Origin of the sequence: Brevibacillus sp. IT-7CA2, assembly GCF_949767855.1 — a bacterium.
Classification (GTDB): Bacteria; Bacillota; Bacilli; order Brevibacillales; family Brevibacillaceae; genus Brevibacillus.
On the sequence record NZ_CATKQT010000011.1, the window covers coordinates 1 to 17,671 of the forward strand.

Here is a 17,671-nt window from a genome sequence, read left to right on the forward strand (position 1 = left end):
TTTTCCAATCCATACGAAAACATCTCTATCAGGAATTTCCATTACAGCAACCGTAGAAATGACGCCCATTCTGGTCTTCTTGTGAGAAAAAGCACCCTTCGAAGGGTGCTTTATGGCAAATTCAACGCTGTCTGGATATTCTCTTGATCCAACTTAATCTGCTCGTTAACATTCCAAGGATGGTACCAGCCCTGCTCGATCATGTACGTACTAATTTTTTCGTGCAAATCAATCACTTCTTCCAATTGTTTGGTAAGCGTAGCTTTTATTTCCGGAGTGCCTGTTTCGGTTAGAGCCATGGCGTAATTTCTCACACCACTCTTGGCTGAGATTAGCAAGTCCATTGCCACTACTTGATCCGTCATGCCACCCATGCCGATCATATCTTGAAGAATACCAGCCATATCTTGTCTTCACCTCCTATGTAGCTGCATTTGTTAGCAACGAGCTCAGCTCCTGAAGCTGTCTAGTAGATACATGAACATCATCGGCTAAAATTTGTTTTAACGCTTCGTCCGTAACCAATGCTTGCATGGTCTTGGATTTGGTCAAGCAGATGGTTTTAAAAGCAGCAATCTCATGAACCTCCAGCTGTTCGTGCAATCCGTATGCCATCGAAGGACAGCCTCCCTTTCCACGATTCTAGTTAAGGCTTTAGAACAACTTTGATGCAGTTGTCCGTCTTCGTGTCGAACACTTCGTATCCGCGCTTCGCGTCGCTCAAAGGGATAACGTGGGTGATGATGTCGCCGGGATCCACTTTGCCTGACGTCACGAGCTCGTACATATACGGCATGTAGTGGATGACTGGAGCTTGTCCCGAACGAATATTGACATTGCGTTGCATGATGTCGCCAAGAGGAAACGCATTATATCGTCCCCCGTAGACACCGGTAATTTGAATCGTGCCACCCTTCCGAACAGCTTGAGAAGCAATGACCACCGCACCCATTGCGCCCCCTTGCAGTTTTAGGCCACTCGCGAGAAACTCCAAATCGGACATTTTCCCGTCCATGCCGACAGCGTCGATGACAACATCAGCGCCACCCTTTGTCATTTCCTTCAGATGGCTTCCAATATTTTGCTCTTGCTCAAAGTTTACGATTTCCACATTGTTCGTACGCTTTGCATGCTGCAAGCGGTAATCGACGTAGTCGACCGCGATTACACGTTTTGCGCCCTTCAGCCAGCAAAACTTTTGTGCGAGAAGTCCCACTGGACCGCAGCCCAAAACAATGACTGTATCTCCGTTTTTCACACCGGCATTATCCACACTCCAGTAAGCAGTCGTCATGGCATCGGCGATCAGACACAGCTTTTCGTCTTCCACTTCGCAGTTTTCAGGGAGCTTGAAATGGGTGAAATTCGCGAAGGGCACCCGTAAATACTCGGCTTGTCCTCCAGGATAACCGCCAGTCGTGCCAGAATAGCCGAAGTAAGCGCCCATATCCCCATTCTCATTTGAATTATCGCATTGGCTTTCTAGCTGGTTCTTGCAGTAGAAGCACTCCCCGCAGGCAATATTGAACGGAATGATGACGCGGTCGCCCTTTTTCAGCTTAGTTACGCCCGGGCCAACCTCTTCAACAATACCCATTGGTTCATGGCCGATGATATAGTCTTCTTGCAAATTCGGAATCATTCCGTGGATTAAATGCAGGTCAGATCCGCAAATTGCTGTGCTGGTCAGCTTGATAATCATATCGTCGGGTTTCTCGATCTTTGGATCTGGAACTTCTTTTACCACGACGTTCTTAATGCCCTGATATGTAACAGCTTTCATCCATTGTTCCTCCAATACTATTGTTCATCTGGCGTCCGATCGAACATACCTTTGCGCGAGGTATCCTCAGGGAAAAGCTTCATTTGCCCAATTTGGATGGTGTTCAAGGCCGAAAGCTGGTCCAATTGATATTGTTCATTGAGTTCGTAAGGGTGGAACCATTTTTTACTAATCATGAGCTCAGCAATTTCTTGATGGAAAGCGATCCCTTGGTGGAGCTGCTTGCGAAGTACCGCCCTAGCCTCAGGGGATACTGTTTCTGTCAGGGCGATTGCCGTGTTTCGGACGCCCTCTTTGGCACGGACGAGGAAGTCCATGGCAAGCGTCATATCCGCCATCTCCGGCATGTGTAACGCATTAATCGGATCTTGATAATCGTTATTCATTCGAGTATCACCTTCAATTCAATATTGGAGTAGGTCGATTTTGCGGAACCGGGACTTGGAATGGAGCTTTCTCATAGACTGCCTGTAGCTCGGCAATTGCTTGCGTCGTTTGTTCTACGTCTTTTTGCATCAATGCTTTTAGATCCTGATCAAATACGATGCCTTGCATCAATTTAGACTTGGCAAGGCAGAGTGTCTTGAAGTTGAGTGCTTCATGGATTTCAAGTGATTCATGTGCAGCCAGTGTTTGCCTATCCATTATGTAACCACCTCCTTCCAGTTAAATGAACAGTTATATTCTGTCCTCTGCGCATATTGGTATTCAGAGATACCTACCGAGTCGTTCGCTTGGTCCCCTCCAATATTTGATGTATTTTTGTAGCCAATCGAATGTATCTACCAAAGCGTTGCCGAAACAAGCGAAAAAGGTAACGTACAAAACGACTACAGTGTCCTAAAAGATTGGCTATAATTTGTTTAGCCAAATATTCCTTTAGCAACTGTAAAGAGACATCGCCGAATTCAAGATCACGCAGTTCATCCACCAGCAACTTTAGATGCAAAACATACGCTTTAAATAGGTTAAAACAATTTCCCTGAAGTCGGTTATCTGCTTCATACATCCTCCATAATTCATTGAATTTCATAAAAAAACCTCCCATCTAGGTTTGCATCCAATGGAAGGTCTAAATCGGTAGTATTGTATTAGCTAACCGTTAGCAGAGTAAAGCAGCCGAATATGCAGATTGCCTTCATCGTTGCACATGACATTCTCGCTTCCCAAATCCTGATTCAGGTTATTTCAATTTGGTCCCTGAAGCAAAATGCATAGACCACATTTCCGAAGTGGGGAAAAATCGAATTCCATCGGCCAAACCGAAAGCACTTGTACTGACGCATGCGCATTTCGATCATATTGACTCGCTCGAGGGTTTGTTGAAGATGTGGGTCGTCCCTGTGTAAACCCATCAGAAGGAACTGCCCTTCCTTACCGGAGAGGAAGATTACCCGGAACCTGATAGATTTACAATAAAAAAGCCTGTCAAACACATTGTTTTTCGTGCTATCCCTGACTTTCTGGATACTAGTCCTCATTTATAATGCTAAAAAAATAGTCCAAGATTATCGGATCAAATTGTGTACCCCGTCCTTCTTCCATGATCTTCAAAGCCACATGTTTCGGTAGAGCATCCCGATAGGCTCGATCAGAGGTTAATGCGTCCCACACATCACATACCGCGATAATGCGCGCCTGTAACCCAATTTCGTCCCCTTTGATGAGCTGTATTACAAGGAGGAACTTCAACCTTATAAGAAGAGAGGGTTACAGCTGTTAAACCTCCGTAATCTAACAAGACAGCATGGTGCTCTAACTGATCTTTGCATGCAAGCAAAATTATAGTTCCATGCCATTTTAGACCAAGTATTCCCTGAGTTTAGAACTGTATTTGGAGACTTGTTTTCGAAGGTATCCTTGCACATTTTACTGGAGTTCCCTACCTCGGAAGAGGTCATAAAAGCTAGGGAATCTGAATTGACGAAACGAATCGAAGCTATATGTATCAGCCGTTCCAACGCTTGGGCCCAAGAAAAGGCGAAAAAAATAATGGAGGCAGCAAGCCGCAATCCATTTCAAAAAGCAGTGTACGAAAGTCATTTGATTAGTCTTGAGATGTATATTCGTATGATTCTTCAATATCAAGAGCACCTGTCCAATTTGGAGCACCGAATTGATGCTCTCGCATCAGAAATTGAAGAATATAAGATTATCCAATCTATCCCTGGTATCGGAGAAAAAATCGCGGCAACGATTATCTCTGAAATTGGTGAGATAGAGCGGTTTAATCACCCTAAAAAACTTGTTGCCTTTGCCGGAATCGATCCTAGTGTGCATTCTTCTGGTAAGTTTACTGCAACCATTAATCGAATCCCGAAAAGAAGTTCCAGCAAGTTGCGACATGCCTTATATATGGCTGTCCTATGTGGCATCAGAAGTTCGCGCAATAAGAAGCTAAAAGAGTTTTATGACAGAAAACGCGCTGAAGGAAAGCCGTTTAAAGTCAACATCATTGCTTGTGTAAACAAACTGATTCACTGGATTTATACCCTGTTAAAGCGTAAAGAGACTTTCCTTGATATCGCTTAATACCAATAAGCAACAATAGAGAAAAAGCCTTCCATCACGACGTTGGATGGATATTTGCCATGCTCATTTTCAGTATAACAATGAAACAAAACACGTTTTATTGAAAAATGTTGACATCCTATTAGCTGGTTTAGCGTAATGACGCATCGTCAATCAAGAAAAGTTCACGTACTTGATCGTATTCATAATCCTCTGTTGCATGAATCAAACGCAGCAATCCTAACACCTCCACATCCCGTAATGCACATAGCAAGCTGAAAGTTGTACAGCTTCCTTACACGAAAAAACCAGCTTACAACAAAAGGATCATTGTGAGCTGGCTCTTTTCATTTAATCATGCGATGGTTTAAGAGGTGCGCAACGATCGACGTAAGATTTTCCCCGTACTGTTTTTGGGAAGCTCTGCTACGAATTCTACCTGACGAGGAACTTTGTATTTCGCCAGCTTGTCACGGCAAAATGCCATGATATCCTCTTGGGAAATCGCAACTTCCTTCAATGCCACAAATGCCTTGACTGCTTCGCCATGCACCTCGTCAGGAATCCCGATCACAGCCGCCTCGATAATCGCAGGATGCTGGTAAAGAACTTCTTCTACCTCACGCGGGTACACATTATAGCCGTCAACGAGAATCATGTCTTTTTTGCGGTCAACGATGTACACATATCCTTCTTCATCCATGCGAGCCATGTCTCCCGTATACAGCCAACCATCTCGGAGCGCCGCGGCCGTATCATCTGGCAAACCGAGGTACCCTGTCATGACATTGGGCCCATGTACCACCAGCTCGCCCACTTCTCCACGTGCGACTTCGTTTCCTTCGGGATCGACGACCTTGTTTTTCACAAGCGGGATATCGACCCCAACCGATCCTGGCTTTCTGGTACCGTGCAATGGATTAAATGTTGTAGCTGGAGCTGCCTCTGACAAACCGTAGCCCTCCAGTACCTTGGCATCGTATTTCGCTTCGAACTTGTGCAGGAGCTCAACAGGCATGGATGCACCTCCCGAGCAGTATATCCGGATGGAGGAAAAATCTTCTTTTGTCGCAGACGGCAGCTGTAGCAGATAGTTGTACATGGTCGGAACACCTGCGAAACATGTGGCTTTTTGCTCCCGAACCGTTTGGAGGACGTCTACCGGATGAAATTTTGGCACAATAATAATCGCCGCTCCCGTGCGAATCGGGCCATTCATGCACACCGTCATGCAGAAGACGTGAAACATCGGGAGTACTGCGACCATGCGATCTTCTGGCACCAACTCGAACAATATCCCCATCGCATCCGCATTCGATGCCATATTGCGGTGGGAGAGCATCGCTCCTTTTGGCTGGCCAGTCGTACCTGATGTGTACAGAATAACAGCGAGGTCATCTTCGTTTCGTTCCGGCTCCGCGTAGCCTGCCTCTGACTCTTGCCCTTCCTGTACAAGTTGATCGATCGTTATTTCATTTTCAATGGATTCCGTGTAGATGAGAAGCTGCAAATCTTCTATTTGGTCCTTCATCGGGGTTAGTACCGGCTGCAACGCTGATAAGGCAATGGCTGCCTTTGCTTTACTGTTCGATAGAATGAAGCTAATTTCGCGCGCCGTATAGATAGGGTTCATGGGAACAACGACTGCTCCTACGCGGAGTATCGCATAGTAAGCGCTAACAAAATGCGGCCGATTATCCATGAGCAGGGCGACAGCATCCCCTTTTCCAATCCCGTGCTGGGCAAGTCCAGCTGCGAGATGTTCGACCTGCTGATTGAATTGTGCATACGTCGTCGTTTCTCCCATAAAGACAAAGGCTGGACGATCAGCAAACTGTTTCGCGCTCTGCATGAGGCTTTCATTCAAATGATACATCGCACACCTACCCCCTTTTCAGAAAATTTTAACATCTAAAGCCAAGCCTATAAAGTATTACTTTTAGGAAACATGGGAGATTGGCGGGACTGATTGACTGACTTGTTCATTGCGCTTCACAAAGAGCAGGAAAAGCACGCCGCAAATGATAAAGAGCAACCCGTTGACGATCATGGCGTTGCCAAAACCAGTACCAATATCCCCAGCTGACTGAACGATAGAGCCCGTTACCAACGGCGAGATGATCCCTGCCAATGTAACCAGGCTGGACAACACGCCTACCAAAAATCCCGTGCGTTCCGGTAACAAGCTGCTGACAATGACAGAGGCAGCTGTACCAACAGAAAATGCAAACCCTTTTCCTAGGCACAGGAAGATCAAAACAAGTACCGTAGATTGAACAAGAGTAACACCGTAAAAGCACAGTCCTCCTAAAATAATCGAAACACCGCCAACCAGAACGTATGATTTGCGATAGCTGCGATGCTTTTTAAAGAAACGATCGCCAATCGATGAAATCAGAATGGTCATCAGTCCAGCTAAAAGTCCTGTGCCAGCAATCGCATAGGCCATTTCCTGATTCGTAAACTGGAAGACCTTGACGAGATAGACAGGCTCCCATACGGATGCGAAAGTCGTCCCCCATATTTGGGCGAAATAGATTAAAAAACAGAATAGAAATGTGGATGAGAGCAAGACACCGGATATATCCGACCATTTCGCTTTTGACAAGGTTGGAGCCTCGACTTTTGCAGGAGCGACGCTGACAAGTGGTTTTTCTTTTCCAATCCATAGCCAGACCAAGAGCCATATCAGACTAAGTGCGCCCATAAACGCCCAGGAAAATCGCCATCCATAGCTATCAATTAGCACGACAATCATCGGTGCGGATGCCACCGCACCGACGAAAGCACCGAAGTTCACGGTTGAATAAACCAGTCCACGCTTTTCTTCGGGAAACCATTTATTCAAATGGCTGACAACCGTTGCCCAAAATGGCCCTTCGCCTATACCAAGCAATACCCGCGCAACGACAAGCATCGGCAAACCCGCGATCGCATAAGCGCCAAATTGAATGACTGTCCAGGACAGCGCCATGATCGCCAGCATTTTTTTCGTCCCGATGCGGTCCGACAATGCCGCGCCTACAATCCCGGCAATGGAGAAAAGCCAGAAGAAACTGCTTCCAACAAGTCCCCATTCCTTCTCGTTCAAAGAAAATTCAGCCATAATCGGCACGGCAGAATATCCCGCAATCGTTTTATCCGCATAATTGATCATGTAGAGCACAAACAACATAACCATTGTGATTCTGGCCATCATGTGAATCACTCCATTTGTGTAGGAAATAGACTGTCACTACTCCCCGCTATTTTGTAAGTCTCACGCGCCCAATTCCATCCATGATCTCAATCACTGTGCCATATGGTTCACTCAAAGTCTTGAGCCCCTCCAGTATCGAGGTATCCCTGCTTAATTTCGGCCACCCCATACGATGTACAGGCAGATCAAAGCCTAATTCAATCGGATGCAGCTCCAATTCGAGCAACTCACCATCTTGCATTTTCCACAAGGGAATAACCGACTCCCACACTTCTTTGTGCACACAGAGTCCGCGTGTGTAATTGGCACTCATCGCTTCCAAGGCATCTGCCACATTATGGGTATGGTCGAGGCCGTAGTGCTCGTAGAAATCAGCGGGCTGACTCGTAACAGCTTCTGTCTGAAAAATAAAATCTCCCAAGCTGTAAAAGATCGGCCGATTGTTGTAGATTTCAATGCCTCGCAATAAGTGGGGGCCGTGTCCCACCACTGCGTGTGCGCCCGCATCGATGCAAGCTTTTGCGAAAACAGGCAAGAAATCAGCCGCAACTTCTTTCGCATCCCCCTTCATCTCATGCGCGTGAATACTCACGATGACATAATCAGCCCGCCTGTTTGCCTCCTCAATCGTCTTGACGATTCTGTTCAGATCGCGCGGATGCGGTTGGGTAGTCGTCCCCTCTTCGTCGCTTACCATGAAACGTGCATTTCCGAAGAGAAAGATCTCCTTGCCCGGATCATTCATGAAGCCTTCCTCGATTAGAAGCTTGTTGAAGGCGTTAATGTCCGTCGACTCCGCAATGGCTAGCAAATCAGCGAGCTTTTCTTCTGTAATGTGGTGTGTCATGACATAGCGCATCGGATTGATCCCTGGTCTGCCGATACTATCCGAACGCTGATCTCCGGCCGCCCACCATGGATGAAAAGTCGATGTCGCAGCGATCAAGGCTACTCTGGCCCCTTCGCATTCGAGATAACGTGGAGCGCCTGCTTCTGCGAGATTTTTGCCTGCGCCAGCATGGACGAAGCCATACTCATTGAGATATCGTTCGGTTGCTTCTAGTCCCCCATACAAATAATCGAGCGTATGGTTATTCGCCCAGCCAATCATGTTAAAGCCATAATCTTTCATGACTTGCAAAACGGAAGGTGGTGACATCGCCCACGTGCCTCCGCTTTGCGCGCTGGGATAGCCCTCATTATCGTGTACGGTCGTCTCCAGATTCGCAATGCGTACGTCCGCACGGTGGAGCAAGCTTGCTACCTCTTGAAAAGCTTGCTCCCTGTATGGCAGATTGCGTGTAATAAAGCTGTCGCCAGTCGCGGTGAACCAAATCGGCTTGGTCATTGGCATGATTCCCCTTTCCCTTTTCTCATTTTTCTACTTTCAAAAGATCGAGAAGTCTTCCTCATCCTCTCCGACAAACGAGTATAGCTTCGAGCTGATTTCATCATAGTGCTGCAATCGTTTCTGGACATTTTCCGCGTCGTGGAGCATGACGCCTTTGATCAAGACATTTAGCATGGAGAATAATGTGGGCATACCGCTAGTGGCAACGGGTTGGGGTGTGGTGATTTTCAGAAGATGATCCGCGACTTGGCTGATGGGGGAGAACTCGCCTTCCGTAATCGCCAAAATCTTCGCTCCCAGCTCTTTTGCTGAATGGACCATTGCAACCGTCTCGCTTGGATGACGAGGAAATGATATCGCAATGACCAGCCATTCTTGATCTCGTTCGGTGAGAAAATAATCGGCGTTATCAACGGCTCCCGTATATAGATGTGTGTTTCCTTTGATGGCATTCAACGCTGAGAACAACCATTTTGCAGGAATATGGCACCAACGAAATCCTACCACTACGATTCGGTTTGCCTGCACGATGCTTTTGACCACCTCTTGGAGCAACGTGTAGTCAATTTGCTGTAAGCCTTGTTGGAGATACGCAATATCACTCTCCATCACTTGATGTGCATAATTGCTTAGATCGAGCGTAACCTCGGTGTCTCGATATTTCTGGATCGGCCCCTTCCTTTGGTCTCCTATCAAAAGAGACTTTTTGATTTCTTCCTGAAGCTCTGTGTATCCGGAGTAACCCAATGCGTAACAAAAGCGAATGACGGTCGCTTCACTGGTATTCGTAAACTCCGCGATTTTTTTGGCGGTATGGATCGCAAGTAAGCTTGGCTTTTCGATCGCGATCTTACAGATGATTTTTTGACTTGCTGTCAGCTTTCCATACTGCTTCCGAATCCGTTCTTTTACGAGTTGTGCCATGCCTGAAGCTCCTTTATCATTCGGATTTATTTTAATTTTGAGAATAGTATATCTCTTGCAATGATTCACTTCAACACTTCTACAAAAATGTAGTTTCTGCTTCATTTTGGTGTATGGCAGTCTGTAAAAAGGGCCCTCCACAGTTGGAAGGCCCCTTCTCTTTATTGTTCTGTACTAAGACATTCATTTGGAATCCAGCCGCATTCCCCGCTGTTTCATTGAACAATCGTTCCTCAAGTTTAGGAATGTCTTAAAGAAGCTGCCATTATTTCGGCTTCTTAAGACATAGCTGAGGATCAATCACTTATTAATCAAGCATGAGATACCAATAAATTGCTATCTCATCACTATCTTTATCTAGACCTCTGTAGACGTAGGAATCGAAACCTCCGATGACAAAACCACAACTTTCGTAGAATTTACATGCGCGGACATTATTACTTTGTGTCTCTAGCATGATTCCCATCATACCGCCATCCTTCGTCCAGCGTTTAGCCTGTTCGATTAGTTTTTTACCGAGACCGTATCCTCTATATTGCTTATCAACTTTGATATCTTCCACATAGGCAAATTTGTTCCAATTTCTTTTCAAAACAATTTGACCCACCACTTGATTATTTACGAGCGTTAAATAAATGATTTGATCTGGATTGCCGATATAGTTCGAATAATCCTCAACAGTATCTTCTTCAAGCTGTTCATCATCGTAGTTTTTATTCCTAAGAGGGCTCTCCTTCACCATATATCCGATTCGCTGTCCCATTAGTTGCAAGACAAGGGTAGAGTCTACGATAAAGCTCCCATCAATGTTTGAACCACACTCATCGTCCTCTGCCCTCAGTTCTCTAATTAAAATATCCATATTCGTCCTCCTCTATTTTTATAAGGTGAGAATAGGGATATAAAGGGGGGACCACGGACTTAACGGAATACATATTGCTCCGTCATTTTCAGAACCTCCTCTTATTATTTAGCATGTAAGAATCTCTAGATAATTGTACAATCATTGCTTAGCAGGTGCTACAGCTTTTAATAGTTAAGCCCGTTAGTTTCATCACAACTAACATATAGGGTTAAACCCTATCCTCCGAAAATGCCTGCTTTACCCGCTCAATCTGAGCGAGGTGGTCACGGACATGCTGGACGCGCAATTCCAGCAGCTCTTTGAACGTGTACCTCACTCCATCGGGATATTTCCCAACCCGCGCAAGTTGCTCGGGAGTCAGATTTTCCAAAAGTGGCAGCATGCTGACCCGTAGCATTTGAAACAGGCGCATATACTGCTCGCGGTCCAACCGTTCGTATTCCAGGTTATCAGACCAGGCTTCCTGATTAAAAGATAGCAGAAGCGGTTCTTCCTCCGCCAAGACTTTTCTCAGCCGATGTGTCGCTAAGATCTCGGAATCTGTTACATGAATAAGAATCTGGTGGATACTCCATTTGTCCGGTGCAGGTTGGAAACGCAGCTCCTCCTCAGACAATCCTTCAACGGCTTCACGCAGCAGCTCATAGTCTTGGCTGTACTCCTCGATCAACTTTTCCATCCGATCCTCTCCTTCATCATAATTCGTGTGGCTGGTAGCCATTGATACTATTATTCTTTGATAGAAAACAAGTACCTTCTGGTTTTTGATCAATAATAACCTTCATTTTTGCCGATCAAGAATATATGCTCCCTCTTTATCAACATGCTATTATTTTACTTCTTTCCCAGATGAAACAAAAGATTCTTGCTATCAATCTGCATGCTGAGTAGACAGCGGCTGTTTTTCATGTAAAAGATCATATATGATACGCTATTTTCCAATAGGACAACAGGAGGAAACATACATGCAAGAAACAACAAGCGAAAATGCGATCCGCACCCTTTATGAGCAACTAATCACATGCTGGAATACGAATAAAACAAAGATGCCACCGGTGACCTGTTGCAAGCAAGCTCACCAGTGGCATCTTTCGTATTTTTAAAAACCGTTATAGGTAGTGACTTCTTCAACGGCGAAACGGATTTTACGCGGCATCTCGGGGTCCAAATCCGTACCAATTGTAATCATCATAACAGGAATCAAGTGCTCGGGAATGTTGAATTCTTGTCGGACGAGCTGCGGGTCAAATCCAATCATCGGGCAAGATCCATACCCTTTTTCTTTTGCTGCAAGCATGAGTGCCATAGCAGCCAAAGAGCTACCACGAATCGCTTCATCTCTTTGCATAGATTCGTTGCTATAAAGCCCTTCGATTTGATTGATCACATTCTCTTTATATTGCGCTGGGAGATAACCTTTTTCGGTCAAATCATCAGCAATTCGCTCAGCATCTTTATGCGCTTGAAGATTCCCTAATATCACAATGGCAGCTGAAGCGTCTTCTACTTTTTGTTGATGAAACGCCGCTTTTTTAAGCTTCAGCTTCTGCTCTTTGTCATCGACAACGAGAAAACGCCAATGTTGCAGGTTATAAGATGACGGCGCGAGTGTTGCACTCTCAATCATACTTTCCAAATCATCACGGCTAATGGTAGCGTTTGGATCAAATTGATTCACAGAACGACGAGCTTGCAATAATTGTTGAAAATTCATCATGCTTCCTCCAAATGGTTTAGTGATGATCTGCCTAACATTTTCATGTTTATGCTTAAAGTGGACGATTAGTCGAAAACAAGTAGCGATGGATCTTCCACTCATCGTTTTCACGACGGAATACGAACAACTCGTTATTTCCTTCCTCAACCTCGACATCTGCTGAGAGAATGTGTATGCGTCCAGCAGAACTCGTGCGTGCCCAAGCCCAGTCTCCTGTCACTTCGATTTCATAAATTTCGAAGCGGACGTTGAGCTTGATGGTGTTAAATACATGCTCATACCCAGCGCGCACTGCGTCGCGCCCGAATAGTGCCGGGGCGTGTTGTGGCATGAATACAGGTTCAGTACTGTAAAGAGCAAGTATGGTATCTATATCATTGGCATTTAGTGCAGATTCGTAAGTTTTGATTACCGTTTCGATTGACATTTGATGATCCTCCTCGTATTTGTTGTCTGTTCGTTCCTGGTTGAAACTAGTTAATGAGTTCGCTTGCATCACCCCTTTCAAAAAGATTCGATATCTAACTTTTAGCATTTGTTTTTGTTAGATATCTAACTATAGGTGTAAGGAGAACTTCTCTATTTCAATAGAGAAGTTCTAAAAACGTTGTAACACCTTCTCCAGAAGGTTTTCAAGCAACTCACCTTCTGTCTCGGATAATCCACCGTACATCATTTCCCGGATACGATTGGATACCTCTTGAAAAATCGGTTGTAGTTCCATTCCTCTTTGTGTGAGCTTAATATAAGTGATTCTGTTGTCGTTGACGTCCTTCTCGCGAATTACATAACCACACGCAACCAGTTTGTTGACGAGGACAGTTACCGTTGGTTTCGTTCGATGAATGTACTCAGCCAATTCCTTCATGGTCACATTGTCATGTTTATACAAACAAAGGAGAATGTCACCGTGCGAAGGTACAATTCCTTCTACACCATGCTTCTCAAGCTCAGAAATAATGAGCTTATTGACTACATCTCTAATATGGCTAATGAGTGAAGCTGCATTTCCTTTTATCATGAGATCAGTATAGTTCGATATCTAAGTATTGTCAAGCGAGTGAGACAAAACCCCCCGATCCCATTTAGGACGAGGGGTTTTGCTCCTTACAACTCTGCTTTCCGCCTTTTTCGTAACGCATGTCGTTCCTTTGCTTTTTCAAACTGATTACGTTCTTCCTCTGTGGTGGGAATGACATTCGGGACAAGCGTCGGCTTTCCTTGATCGTCGAGGGCAATCATTGTCAGATACGCGCGTGCTGTCATGCGCTTTTCCCCTGTCAACAAGTTCTCCGCTTCCACTCTCACGAATACTTCCATCGATGTCTTATGAGTCCAGGTGACATAAGCCTCCAGGTTGATCGCTTCTCCTGTCTTGATTGGTGCGAGAAAATCGAAGGAATCGCTGGACGCAGTGACAACAGGTTTACGGCAATGTCGCATGGCTGCGATGCAGGCGATCTTGTCTACATATGCCATGACTTTCCCACCGAAAATGGTGTGGTGGTGATTGGTATCCGGTGGAAAGACGAGATCAGTCAAAAAGGTTCTCGATTGTTGGATCGGTCGTGCTTCAGTCATCATTTGTGGTGTGGCTCCTTTCATCGTGTGCAACTTCCCTACTGGGCTGTCAAACGACTCCGAATCGCCTTCGTTGCCGCAACCATGTTTCGTAATGACTGAACGGTTTCTTCTCTCCCTCGTGTCTTCAGCCCGCAATCCGGGTTAATCCAAAATTGATCTGGTGGAAGTACTTGTACACCTCGTGCTACCATATCTTCCATTTCTGAGACAGCTGGAATTCGGGGGCTATGGATATCGTATACGCCAAGCCCGATGCCTTTGTCATACGTACCTGTTTCGAATACAGACACGAGCTCTCCATGGCTGCGGGAAGTTTCAATCGAAATCACATCGGCATCGAGTTCGCTGATGACATCCATGAAATCATGGAATTCGCAATAGCACATATGTGTATGAATTTGGGTGCTCGGTGCAACGGTGGAGGTCGCTAGACGAAACGCTCTGACAGCCCATTCGAGATAAGCTGCCTGCTCTTCGTTTTTGAGCGGCAATCCTTCGCGCAGCGCTGGTTCATCGACTTGAATCATGAGAATCCCCGCTTCTTCCAATGCTTCTACTTCTTTTCGCAATGCCAATGCGATTTGCTCGCACACCTCTTGTCTGGAGACATCGACTCGAGCAAACGACCAATTCAGAATGGTTGCTGGGCCAGTTAACATACCCTTCATTGGTTTGGCGGTCAATGATTTTGCATACACACTTTCTTTGACCGTCATCGGTGCTACAAACTCCACATCTCCGTAAATAATAGGTGGCTTCACGCAGCGCGAGCCATATGACTGCACCCAACCGTTTTTCGTGAACAAAAAGCCATCGAGCTTTTCGCCAAAATACTCAACCATATCTGTTCGTTCGAACTCCCCATGAACGAGGACGTCCAGACCGAGCTCTTCTTGTATCTCTATCCATTCCTTGATTTGCGCCTGAATGAAAGCATCGTATTGTTCCACTGTCCAGTTACCTTTTTTAAACTGCTGTCGGGCTTGGCGAACCTCAGCTGTCTGCGGGAAGCTTCCGATTGTAGTAGTTGGCAACAGTGGCAACTTCCACGTATTTTGTTGAATCTCTCGACGTTCGAGATAAGGAACACTTCTTTCAAGTTTTGCAGCAGCTATTTGACGTAAAGCATTCTGCACTTCTCGACGATTCCTCGCTGGAGATAATGCCAGCTTCAGCAAGTCCGCTTCATTTTGGGCGATCTCTTTCGAAATGACATACTTACCGTATCGGAGTCCTTGGACTAAGAGCTGTACTTCCCCAAGTTTTTCGTCGGCAAACGCCAATGCAGGCATGACTTCCTCTGGCAAGTCGCTCTCTGCTTCAACCGTTACAGGTACATGCAACAAACTACTGGACGGCTGCAGCCACAGCTTTTCGAGTGGAACGATCTCGGAAATTTCTTTGACCAGCTCCCACTTCTCCTCAACGGACGCACGCCATATGTTTCGACCGTCGATGATTCCCGCTCCGAGAATCTTGTCTGCTGGAAACCCGTGTTTTTTCAGATTGGTCAGATTGCGCTTCGCTCCGTGTACAAAATCAAGACCAATTCCTTTTACCGGTAAGGGAATCAGCTCCTCGTACCAATCCACCGCTTCAAAATAGGTTTGCAGCATGCACTGTAGATGTGGTAGTGCTTGACCGATTTGTGCATAGATACGTTTGATGATGGCGCGATCATGCTCCGATACATCCAGTACAAATGCAGGCTCATCGATTTGCACCCATTCCACGCCGTGCAGCTCCAACTCGCGGAGAACGTCTATGTAAAGCGGAACGAGTTGATCCACGACGATTTCAAATTCGTTTTTCTCATATCCTTTGGACAATTTGACAAACGTATACGGGCCTACAATGACGGGCTTTCCGATGATGCCAAACTTTTCTTTAGCCTCCAAGTATGCCTGGAGAGGCTTGTTCTCGGTTATGGCTGGTTGTCGTGCACCAAACTCCGGGACGATATAATGGTAGTTCGTGTTAAACCATTTCGTCATTTCGCTGGCGACAGCTTCCTTCGAACCACGAGCCATGGCGAAGTATGTGGCTAATGAAACCGGGCCTCCCTCGTATTCATAACGCTTGGGGACCATCCCAAACATCACAGCCATATCCAGCATGTGATCGTAGTACGTAAAGTCACCCACAGGGATCAGCTCGACCCCTTTTTCCTGCTGACGCAACAGGTTATGGTGACGGATTTGCTCCATTTGCTGTACCAGGCTTGCCTCATCGATGGTGCCTGCCCAAAATGCTTCCAATGCCTTTTTCCACTCGCGGTTCTTCCCGATCCGTGGATATCCCAAATTGCTGCTTTTCATGAGCTTCCTCTCCATTCTTTATTCGATCTTGACTTGAATCCGCCCAATAAAAAAGGCATCTCCAACGATCAAAAAGAACGTTAGAAATGCCAAATAAGCACTGAGATCACAGCATCCTAACACCTCCCTATCTCCCGTAGGTTAAGCAGTGTCGTCGAAACAGGCAGGTCTCCTGACTTTGGGATCATCATCTGCACATGCCTTCCCAATCCGTTTGGATCAGTGGCTGATAAATGTGCCGACTCCCCTCATACAGTGGCGGGACCGTGTCGGATTCTCACCGACTTCCCTTTTCATCTTTGGTTGATCTTGATAACCAAAGAACCTGTTCCCACTCTTATGAAATTATCGTGGTTCTGTGAAGTGCCCCAGTAAACGAGCAGGGCAGCATACTGTTCATACAGTAACACAGAATCCATTTTTTGTCATACTAAAATGTAAAATCATCATCGGTCAACGGCTCTACGTTTAGCGTGCGGACATAACCATTTCCTTTTTTCGAGAAGAAGTCATGCTGCTTCGTCTGCGTGCGAATGCCATTCAGCACGATCGGGTTCACTTCTTCCTCCGGGAATAGCGGGTCCAGCCCCAGATTCATCAAAGCCTTGTTCGCGTTATAGCGCACGTACACATGAACCTCTTCAGCCAATCCGATTTCCGTATACAACGAAGTCGTATAGGCCTCTTCATTTTCTTGCAGCTCATGCAAAAGGGCATACAGCTCCTCTTTTGCTGCGGTCTGCTCGACCACACTTAGGCCTTGATAGACTTCTTGCGCGAGAACGCCGACATAGAGTCCGTGGATGCTCTCGTCGCGAACAATCAGATCGATAATTTCCCCGCTGCTTGTCATCTTGCCTTGACCCGCTAAATAGAGCGGATAGAAGAAGCCGCTGTAAAACAGATAGCTTTCCAGGAAGACGGACGCTACCATCGCCATGTACAAGTCTTTCGGTTTCTCAATTTCTTGATAGCGTTTCGAGATGAGGGCCGCTTTCTTTTGCAGATGTGGATTGTTTTCTACCCACGAAAAAATACCGTCAATCTCTTCAGTCGATGCCAGCGTTGTAAAAATACTGCTGTACGATTTGGCATGGATTTGCTCCATCATGCCCATGAAGGCGAGAACCGCTTTTCTTTGCAGTCCATCGACATGCTCCATGATCTTCGGCATCCCTACTCCACCCTGAACCGTATCCAGCAAGGTGAGACCGCCCAATACTTTTTTATATGTGTCGCGTTCAGTCGCACTGAGCTCCATCCAGGACATCTTGTCATCTGACAGTGGAATCTCATCATCCGTCCAGAACTGCATGATGTTTTGATTCCAAAACGTCATCGTAAAATCGTCGTCCGGCCTGTTCCAATTGACTGCTTTCATATGGCGTTCCTCTTCTCTTTTTGCTTGATGCTTTTCCA

At 46.0% G+C, this 17,671-nt stretch carries 21 protein-coding genes, 1 pseudogene and 1 riboswitch; of the genes and pseudogenes, 3 read left to right on the plus strand and 19 right to left on the minus strand.

Going from position 1 to position 17,671, the window contains the following annotated elements:
- Nucleotides 1-110 precede the first annotated feature (110 nt).
- From ACM6JA_RS06480 to ACM6JA_RS06505, 6 genes are all read right to left on the minus strand, one after another.
- Nucleotides 111-404, minus strand: coding sequence for a spore coat protein (locus ACM6JA_RS06480; RefSeq protein ID WP_414851656.1), 294 nt, complete (start codon nucleotides 402-404; stop codon nucleotides 111-113).
- A 16-nt stretch (nucleotides 405-420) separates the two neighbouring features.
- Nucleotides 421-615, minus strand: a complete 195-nt coding sequence (locus ACM6JA_RS06485; RefSeq protein ID WP_414851657.1) for a hypothetical protein — start codon at nucleotides 613-615, stop codon at nucleotides 421-423.
- A 31-nt stretch (nucleotides 616-646) separates the two neighbouring features.
- The gene (locus tag ACM6JA_RS06490) at nucleotides 647-1,783 is read right to left on the minus strand and encodes a zinc-dependent alcohol dehydrogenase (protein WP_414851658.1); all 1,137 of its coding nucleotides are present in this window, start codon (nucleotides 1,781-1,783) and stop codon (nucleotides 647-649) included.
- Between the two features lie 17 nt (nucleotides 1,784-1,800).
- Nucleotides 1,801-2,169, minus strand: a complete 369-nt coding sequence (locus ACM6JA_RS06495) for a spore coat protein (protein ID WP_414851659.1) — start codon at nucleotides 2,167-2,169, stop codon at nucleotides 1,801-1,803.
- Nucleotides 2,170-2,182: 13 nt separating this feature from the next.
- Nucleotides 2,183-2,428, minus strand: coding sequence for a spore gernimation protein GerQ (locus tag ACM6JA_RS06500; protein ID WP_414851660.1), 246 nt, complete (start codon nucleotides 2,426-2,428; stop codon nucleotides 2,183-2,185).
- Between the two features lie 73 nt (nucleotides 2,429-2,501).
- Nucleotides 2,502-2,816, minus strand: coding sequence for an integrase (locus ACM6JA_RS06505; RefSeq protein WP_414851661.1), 315 nt, complete (start codon nucleotides 2,814-2,816; stop codon nucleotides 2,502-2,504).
- Nucleotides 2,817-3,015: 199 nt separating this feature from the next.
- Between ACM6JA_RS06505 and ACM6JA_RS06510 the strand changes: the two genes are divergently transcribed.
- Nucleotides 3,016-3,132 carry an MBL fold metallo-hydrolase gene (locus ACM6JA_RS06510; protein ID WP_414851662.1) on the plus strand — a complete coding sequence of 39 codons (117 nt, stop codon included), beginning with the start codon at nucleotides 3,016-3,018 and terminating at the stop codon, nucleotides 3,130-3,132.
- A gap of 121 nt (nucleotides 3,133-3,253) precedes the next feature.
- Here the strand turns inward: ACM6JA_RS06510 and ACM6JA_RS06515 are convergent, their stop codons facing one another.
- Nucleotides 3,254-3,475 (minus strand): HD-GYP domain-containing protein, encoded by a 222-nt coding sequence (locus ACM6JA_RS06515; RefSeq protein ID WP_414851663.1) that lies wholly within the window; start codon nucleotides 3,473-3,475, stop codon nucleotides 3,254-3,256.
- Between ACM6JA_RS06515 and ACM6JA_RS06520 the strand changes: the two are divergent.
- Nucleotides 3,449-4,315, plus strand: a pseudogene (locus ACM6JA_RS06520) (IS110 family transposase); the annotation flags it as partial. The gene ACM6JA_RS06515 and the pseudogene ACM6JA_RS06520 sit on opposite strands and share 27 nt — an antisense overlap.
- A gap of 346 nt (nucleotides 4,316-4,661) precedes the next feature.
- On the opposite strand, the gene ACM6JA_RS06525 reads toward ACM6JA_RS06520, so the two are convergent.
- The 6 genes from ACM6JA_RS06525 to ACM6JA_RS06550 all read right to left on the minus strand — a co-directional run bounded on the left by ACM6JA_RS06525 (nucleotide 4,662) and on the right by ACM6JA_RS06550 (nucleotide 11,312).
- Nucleotides 4,662-6,170, minus strand: coding sequence for a fatty acid--CoA ligase family protein (locus ACM6JA_RS06525; protein WP_414851664.1), 1,509 nt, complete (start codon nucleotides 6,168-6,170; stop codon nucleotides 4,662-4,664).
- Nucleotides 6,171-6,233: 63 nt separating this feature from the next.
- Nucleotides 6,234-7,493, minus strand: a complete 1,260-nt coding sequence (locus ACM6JA_RS06530) for an MFS transporter (protein WP_414851665.1) — start codon at nucleotides 7,491-7,493, stop codon at nucleotides 6,234-6,236.
- A gap of 46 nt (nucleotides 7,494-7,539) precedes the next feature.
- Complete coding sequence (locus tag ACM6JA_RS06535) at nucleotides 7,540-8,841, minus strand: CapA family protein (protein WP_414851666.1); 1,302 nt, start codon at nucleotides 8,839-8,841, stop codon at nucleotides 7,540-7,542.
- A 39-nt stretch (nucleotides 8,842-8,880) separates the two neighbouring features.
- A complete protein-coding gene (locus ACM6JA_RS06540; protein ID WP_414851667.1) occupies nucleotides 8,881-9,768 on the minus strand; it encodes a MurR/RpiR family transcriptional regulator in 888 nt (295 codons plus the stop codon).
- Nucleotides 9,769-10,075: 307 nt separating this feature from the next.
- Nucleotides 10,076-10,630: a GNAT family N-acetyltransferase gene (locus ACM6JA_RS06545; RefSeq protein WP_414851668.1), complete on the minus strand. Its 555-nt coding sequence runs from the start codon at nucleotides 10,628-10,630 to the stop codon at nucleotides 10,076-10,078.
- Nucleotides 10,631-10,841: 211 nt separating this feature from the next.
- The gene (locus ACM6JA_RS06550) at nucleotides 10,842-11,312 is read right to left on the minus strand and encodes a DinB family protein (protein ID WP_414851669.1); all 471 of its coding nucleotides are present in this window, start codon (nucleotides 11,310-11,312) and stop codon (nucleotides 10,842-10,844) included.
- A gap of 286 nt (nucleotides 11,313-11,598) precedes the next feature.
- On the opposite strand from ACM6JA_RS06550, the gene ACM6JA_RS06555 reads away from it, so the two are divergent.
- Nucleotides 11,599-11,736, plus strand: coding sequence for a hypothetical protein (locus ACM6JA_RS06555; protein WP_414851670.1), 138 nt, complete (start codon nucleotides 11,599-11,601; stop codon nucleotides 11,734-11,736).
- Here ACM6JA_RS06555 and ACM6JA_RS06560 read toward each other — a convergent pair.
- The 6 genes from ACM6JA_RS06560 to nrdF all read right to left on the minus strand — a co-directional run bounded on the left by ACM6JA_RS06560 (nucleotide 11,733) and on the right by nrdF (nucleotide 17,633).
- The gene (locus ACM6JA_RS06560) at nucleotides 11,733-12,506 is read right to left on the minus strand and encodes a nitroreductase family protein (RefSeq protein ID WP_414851671.1); all 774 of its coding nucleotides are present in this window, start codon (nucleotides 12,504-12,506) and stop codon (nucleotides 11,733-11,735) included. The genes ACM6JA_RS06555 and ACM6JA_RS06560 overlap by 4 nt on opposite strands.
- Nucleotides 12,403-12,777, minus strand: a complete 375-nt coding sequence (locus ACM6JA_RS06565; RefSeq protein ID WP_414851672.1) for a YybH family protein — start codon at nucleotides 12,775-12,777, stop codon at nucleotides 12,403-12,405. The genes ACM6JA_RS06560 and ACM6JA_RS06565 overlap by 104 nt, the downstream gene beginning before the upstream one ends.
- Before the next feature lie 171 nt (nucleotides 12,778-12,948).
- Nucleotides 12,949-13,371, minus strand: a complete 423-nt coding sequence (locus ACM6JA_RS06570; protein ID WP_414851673.1) for a MarR family winged helix-turn-helix transcriptional regulator — start codon at nucleotides 13,369-13,371, stop codon at nucleotides 12,949-12,951.
- Nucleotides 13,372-13,457: 86 nt separating this feature from the next.
- Nucleotides 13,458-13,955: an acyl-CoA thioesterase gene (locus ACM6JA_RS06575; RefSeq protein WP_414851674.1), complete on the minus strand. Its 498-nt coding sequence runs from the start codon at nucleotides 13,953-13,955 to the stop codon at nucleotides 13,458-13,460.
- Nucleotides 13,956-13,969: 14 nt separating this feature from the next.
- Nucleotides 13,970-16,252 carry a 5-methyltetrahydropteroyltriglutamate--homocysteine S-methyltransferase gene (gene metE / locus ACM6JA_RS06580; RefSeq protein WP_414851675.1) on the minus strand — a complete coding sequence of 761 codons (2,283 nt, stop codon included), beginning with the start codon at nucleotides 16,250-16,252 and terminating at the stop codon, nucleotides 13,970-13,972.
- A gap of 144 nt (nucleotides 16,253-16,396) precedes the next feature.
- Nucleotides 16,397-16,596, minus strand: a riboswitch (cobalamin riboswitch).
- A gap of 86 nt (nucleotides 16,597-16,682) precedes the next feature.
- Nucleotides 16,683-17,633, minus strand: a complete 951-nt coding sequence (gene nrdF / locus ACM6JA_RS06585; protein WP_414852222.1) for a class 1b ribonucleoside-diphosphate reductase subunit beta — start codon at nucleotides 17,631-17,633, stop codon at nucleotides 16,683-16,685.
- Nucleotides 17,634-17,671 lie beyond the last annotated feature (38 nt).